Here is a 5,627-nt window from a genome sequence, read left to right as displayed (position 1 = left end):
GTTTACGAAACTCGCCTTTTGTTTCTTTGGGTATCTCTACCCTTCGGACTGGGTTCGGTTTATATTTGCCGTTCCTTATCTCCTGGATTAAGGTGTCTTGGTTTGCTCTCAGGAAGGACAGAAGTTCATCCACCTGCATACCGTCAATTCCACTAGCTCCTTTGTTTGGTACCACACGTCACTTTCTCTCCATATATCTGCCACATTTACTACAGCTAATTCCGAGTAGTTATTGGACTTCGGCTTGTAGTGCAGCCTTATCCTTAGTTATAGCCTGATGTGGTTTCTGTTCGTCAGACCAGAGATTTGCCTCCACCTTCCTTCAGATTCCACCTCACGATGGACACCCTTGGTCTTGGCTGTCCCCTTCCCACTACTAGGGCGGGTTGGGGACTTTCACCCGTTAGCGACGTGCGCCGCAAGGCGCACCCTGAAAAGAGAAGAACGGCCCAGGCCGTTCTTCTCTTTTGTCTGAATATATGATATACTACTCATTGCTAAAAAATACAAGATGCCGCTGTCCAAAAATGGCCGCGGCGAAAGGAAATCATGAATATTATTATCGTAGGATGCGGCAAAGTGGGATACACCCTGGTAGAGCAGTTAAGCGGGGAGGATCACAATATTGTGGTCATTGATGAAAAAGAAGAAAAGGTAAAGTCCATAACGGATGAGCTGGATGCCATGGGCATTGTGGGAAACGGAGTCAGCTATCAGGTTTTGCAGGAGGCCGGCATAACCGATACAGACCTTTTGATTGCGGTAACCGGTTCCGACGAGCAAAATCTCCTGTGCTGTGTCATCGCCAAAAAAGCGGGCAACTGTAAGACCATTGCCCGTGTGCGCAATCCCATTTACAACGAGGAATCCAATTTTTTGAGAAAAGAGCTGGGACTGGCTATGATCATCAATCCGGAGCTGACCTCCGCCTCCGAGATCGCCCGTATTTTTCAGTTCCCCTCTGCGGTCAAGATTGACACCTTCTCCAAGGGCCGCATAGAGCTTCTGCATTTTCGTGTCACAAAGGAGTGCCTTCTGAATAATTATGAGCTGATTCACATCCGCACTACCTTAAAATGTGAGGTGCTGGTGTGCATGGTGACCCGTGGAGAAGAGGTGCTGATTCCAAAGGGCGACTTTGTTTTTCAGGAGGGAGATATTGTTGCCATCATCTCCACCCCGCCCAGGGCAAATGAATTTTTTAAAAAAATAGGCATAGGCACCGGACGAATCCACTCCGCTATGGTGGTTGGCGGCGGCACTATCGCCTACTATCTGGCCAAGCGCCTTCTGGCCGTAGGAATCGAAACAAAAATCATTGAACAGGACAGTGCCAGATGTGATCAGCTGAATGAGCTGCTGCCAAGAGCCACCGTCATCTGCGGCGACGGCACGGACCAGAAGCTGCTTTTACAGGAGGGTCTCTCCTCTATGGATGGCTTTGCTGCGTTGACGGGAATGGACGAAGAGAATATCCTGCTCTCTCTGTTTGCCAAAAAGACCTCCAGCGCCAAAATTGTGACCAAAATCAACAGAATCAACTTCAACAGTGTACTGAACGACCTGAAGCTGGACAGCATCACCTACCCCAGGCTTCTCACAGCGGACACTATTATCAAATATGCCCGCTCTATGAACGAGTCCTTAAACAGCAACGTGGAAAACCTCTACAAGCTGGAGGAAGGCCAGGCCGAAGCCCTGGAATTTTATATCAAGGAAACCTCCCCTGTCACCGACACGCCTTTAGAAAGGCTGCCCCTGCGCAAAAATCTGCTGATCTGCTGCATCAACCGGGGCGGGAAATTCATTATCCCCGGCGGACAGGACGAGCTTCGGGTGGGAGATTCGGTGGTAGTGGTTTTAACCCATTCCAGGCTTAATGACATCAAGGATATTCTGGAGGTCTAAGGATCAAAATGAACATCGGGATTGTAATTTACATCATCGGCTGGATATTGGAATTTGAGGCTGCTTTTCTTCTGCTGCCGGCTCTCACAGGGCTGGTTTACAGGGAACCGCAGGCAGCGGTAATTTATTTTGCCACCGCCATATGCTGCTTTTTGCTGGGATTTCTACTAAAAAGAAAGCATCCCTCAAAAAAGGACTTGTCCACCAGAGAGGGCTTTACCTGTGTTGCCCTGGGCTGGACCATAATGAGCCTTTTCGGCGCAGTTCCCTTTGTGCTTACCGGGGAGATTCCGCATTATGTAGATGCGGTCTTTGAAACCATCTCCGGTTTTACCACCACCGGGGCCAGCATTCTCACAGATGTAGAAACTCTCACCCATGCCAGTTTGTTTTGGAGAAGCTTTACCCACTGGATCGGCGGCATGGGCGTTTTTGTATTTATGATGGCTGTTCTCCCACTCATGGGAGGCTCCGCCATGAACCTGATGCGGGCGGAAAGCCCCGGTCCTTCTGTGGAAAAGCTGGTTCCCAAGGTGAGGAACACCGCAAAAATTCTGTACCAGCTTTACTTTGGCATCACCGCTGCGGGTATTCTTTCTTTGCTTTTATGCGGCATGCCCTTGTTTGATTCTCTGTTAACTACCTTTGGCGCCGTGGGAACCGGAGGCTTCGGCTTTAAGAACGACGGCATGGCTTCCTACTCCCCGCTGATTCAGAATGTGACTACCCTGCTGATGATTTTAAGCGGCATCAATTATACGGTGTATTTCCTGCTGCTGCGCAGACACTTTAAGGAAGTGCTCACCATGGAGGAGCTGCGCTGGTATCTGCTGATTATTCTGGCAGGGGCCGGGCTTATCATCATAGATATCCGTGGCCTGTACCCAAGCCTGGAAGAATCTGTGCGCCACGCCTTTTTCCAGGTGGGCTCCATCATCACCACCACAGGCTACTCCACAACTGATTTTAACGCCTGGCCACAGCTGTCCAAAACCATACTTCTCGTTTTGATGTTCATCGGGGCCTGTGCCGGAAGCACTGCGGGAGGCATTAAGGTATCCCGGATTATTATTTTGTGTAAAGCCATCCGCAGAGAGCTGTCCATGATCATCCATCCCCGCATGGTAAAGAAAATACGCATGGATGGGCGCGTTATCTCCCATGAAACCATGCGTTCCACAAATGTATTTATCTCCGTTTACTTTGTGATTTTCTTCCTGTCGCTGCTTTTGGTGGCGTTGGACGAGTTTGACTTTACCACAAATTTTTCAGCGGTGGCCACCACCTTAAACAACATCGGTCCCGGGCTGGAGCTGGTGGGACCCACCCAGAATTTCTCCCTTTACAGCCCCTTCGCCAAATGTGTACTGATTTTTGACATGCTGGCCGGACGTCTGGAGCTGTTCCCTGTTCTGGTCGTTTTAATGCCATCCTGCTGGAAAAAATATTAACTCAATTCCAGGTGGAAATATTGTGATAGAGCCTGTAATAACCGCCTCCCAGTCTCTGGGCCTGAAGCTGAATTGCAAAATTCTGCATTCCAAGCTCATTTAGCGCCTCTTCTACATACTGGCTGCGGAAGCTGTTGTCACTGTAGGCTCTTTCGATAGACGCCCACAGCGTTTCCGGCACCACATTGGTAAATTGCTGCTGGCCGCTGCCAAGGGCTGTCATCTGTGCCAGGCAATCCGCATAATATTCCTCCATGGTATCCAAAACCTCATCGGCTGTGATGCCCGCCTCCGCCAGTCTTTCCTCCTCAGAGTCCCCCTGGGTATCCTCCGTACGGTTATTGTTCCATGTACTCTGCCAGGTGATGGGCTCCTGGGGATTGGGGTTGATCAAGGGCTGCTCCGTCTCCTGCACAGCTTCCTGCGAATCTGTCTGTCCCTGATTCTGGCCATCTTCCGAAGCTGTGCTTTCCTGCGCTGCATCCCCAGAAAAGGTTCCGTTGCAGGCGGGGAGATAAACAGACAGGCCCCTCCGTACATGAGTGGAGGCAAATTCTGCATCAGATTTATTGTAATAGTCATAGGTGGAAGGCTCTGTGTCATCCCAAGTCACATCTACGTTATAGTAATCCTGTCCCAGCCTGACAATATTCCAGGCATGATCTTCCCCGGAATATCCAGTACAGTAATAACAGGGAATGTCCAGCTGCTGCATGAGATATTGGAAGGTTCTGGCATATCCCGCGCAGACGCTTCTTCCATTTACCAAAGCGCTGTAGGCGCTTTGATTCATGTCTGACCCCGCATCATATTCCACGAAATCAACAAGCGCGTCGTGGACATACTGTTCCTTCTGGGAATCGCTGCCAAGCTGTCTTGCCTGGGTCAGAATCTCTTCCGCACGGGCCTCAAAATTCTGCCTTGCCTCCGCAAGGTAATTTGTTGTTTCGTTAAACTGCAGCAATATTTCCACACACTGTCCCGTGCGCAGGTATTTACAGGTGTAGCCCGTCTCCAGCCAAAACAGCTCAGGGTGATCATTATACACTGCCTCAAAAACATTTTTCAGCTCATTTACATTGATTTCAGTCACCGGAGCAAAGGAAGCTGTAAGCGCTGTGGCATTGGCATAAATCTGACGGTACACCTGCTGCATATCCTCTGTAAGCATTCCATAATAGGGATATATATCTGTATCAAAGGAAAGCCCTTCTCCCGTTTCCCCCACGGCAGGACTTTCTTCCTGGGCGTCCGCTTCCTCCTGGGAGACTTCTTCCCGTTCCTCCCTTACCGGCTCGTAGCCGCTTTTTCCTTCCACCGAATCCGGCAGAACCACCTGCTCCTCAGAGGGAATCACATAATCCGCTTTCACTGCTGACGGCTCAAGTCCCTGAGAATCCTCCGGCTGTGTATCTCCCGTTGACTGGGACTGTAAAGTTTCCTCCCCCTGAGGCTGTAAGTCTTCTGTTTCCTCTCCATAGACAGCCGCCGCAAGGCTCTCTGTCAGGGAAGGATTCAGGGCGCAGACAAGCACGCCCATGCAGCATCCCAATACAATCATGCAAATACCGTAAAAAATTCCCTTCAAAATCTTCAAGCTACCATACCCTCCTTTGGAGCAGCCGTCCCTCTGCCGCCAGCCGATTTCTCTGCTGTGATATCTTTTTATTATTTTTCCTCAATTAATACTTAACCTTGAATCCTTTTTCCTTATCTAACTGATATAACACCTTATCTATCTTTGCATAAGGTATCTCAGGGCAATTACGCTGTTGATATATATAACAATCCTCCACATATTTTAAATACAATTTTGTCAGGGCTTCCACCTTGGTAAGGTTTCCGGGAAACTCCTTTCCATATAATTCTCTATACGCTCTCTGATCGATGATTGGGAACACATCCGGATAATAAAAATGCAGCACCGTGCTTGCCATAGGCAGACGCATCCCCTTTGACCAAAGCAGCATTGCCAGAATTTTCGATGCTTTTTCACTCTTGACTGCTTCCATTGGTGTCTTTACAGTATCCAGTTCAAACAAAGCATCAATTAACTTCTCTTGGACCTGCGGCCTTCGATTCATTTTCCACAACACTATTTCATTTATTATGTCCTTATTTGCGCGATAATCTTTTCTGTCAACCGATGATATCCTGCTCATAATTTCTGCTTCGTCATCGTATGTAAATCTATCTAGTACATCGAATAAAAATTAACTGACACAAATATCATTAGATTTTACGCCAGCCTCTACAGCTTCAGTTACA

4 protein-coding genes are annotated in these 5,627 nt (G+C 48.7%); 2 read left to right on the top strand and 2 right to left on the bottom strand.

Annotated features, from left to right (window positions below; translation table 11 throughout):
* Positions 1-549 precede the first annotated feature (549 nt).
* Together trkA and SHK35_RS13975 are read left to right on the top strand one after the other, a co-directional pair.
* Positions 550-1,908 (top strand): Trk system potassium transporter TrkA, encoded by a 1,359-nt coding sequence (gene trkA / locus SHK35_RS13980; protein ID WP_318710238.1) that lies wholly within the window; start codon positions 550-552, stop codon positions 1,906-1,908.
* 8 nt (positions 1,909-1,916) lie between these two features.
* A complete protein-coding gene (locus tag SHK35_RS13975; RefSeq protein ID WP_318710236.1) occupies positions 1,917-3,359 on the top strand; it encodes a TrkH family potassium uptake protein in 1,443 nt (480 codons plus the stop codon).
* A gap of 1 nt (position 3,360) precedes the next feature.
* On the opposite strand, the gene SHK35_RS13970 is transcribed toward SHK35_RS13975, so the two are convergent.
* The gene (locus SHK35_RS13970) at positions 3,361-4,956 is read right to left on the bottom strand and encodes a transglutaminase domain-containing protein (RefSeq protein WP_318710234.1); all 1,596 of its coding nucleotides are present in this window, start codon (positions 4,954-4,956) and stop codon (positions 3,361-3,363) included.
* 85 nt (positions 4,957-5,041) lie between these two features.
* A complete protein-coding gene (locus SHK35_RS13965; protein ID WP_318710233.1) occupies positions 5,042-5,521 on the bottom strand; it encodes a hypothetical protein in 480 nt (159 codons plus the stop codon).
* Positions 5,522-5,627 lie beyond the last annotated feature (106 nt).

This window comes from Candidatus Acetatifactor stercoripullorum (assembly GCF_944382095.1).
Taxonomy (GTDB): domain Bacteria; phylum Bacillota; class Clostridia; order Lachnospirales; family Lachnospiraceae; genus Acetatifactor; species Acetatifactor stercoripullorum.
This window is presented reverse-complemented; position numbering and strand designations above follow the sequence as displayed.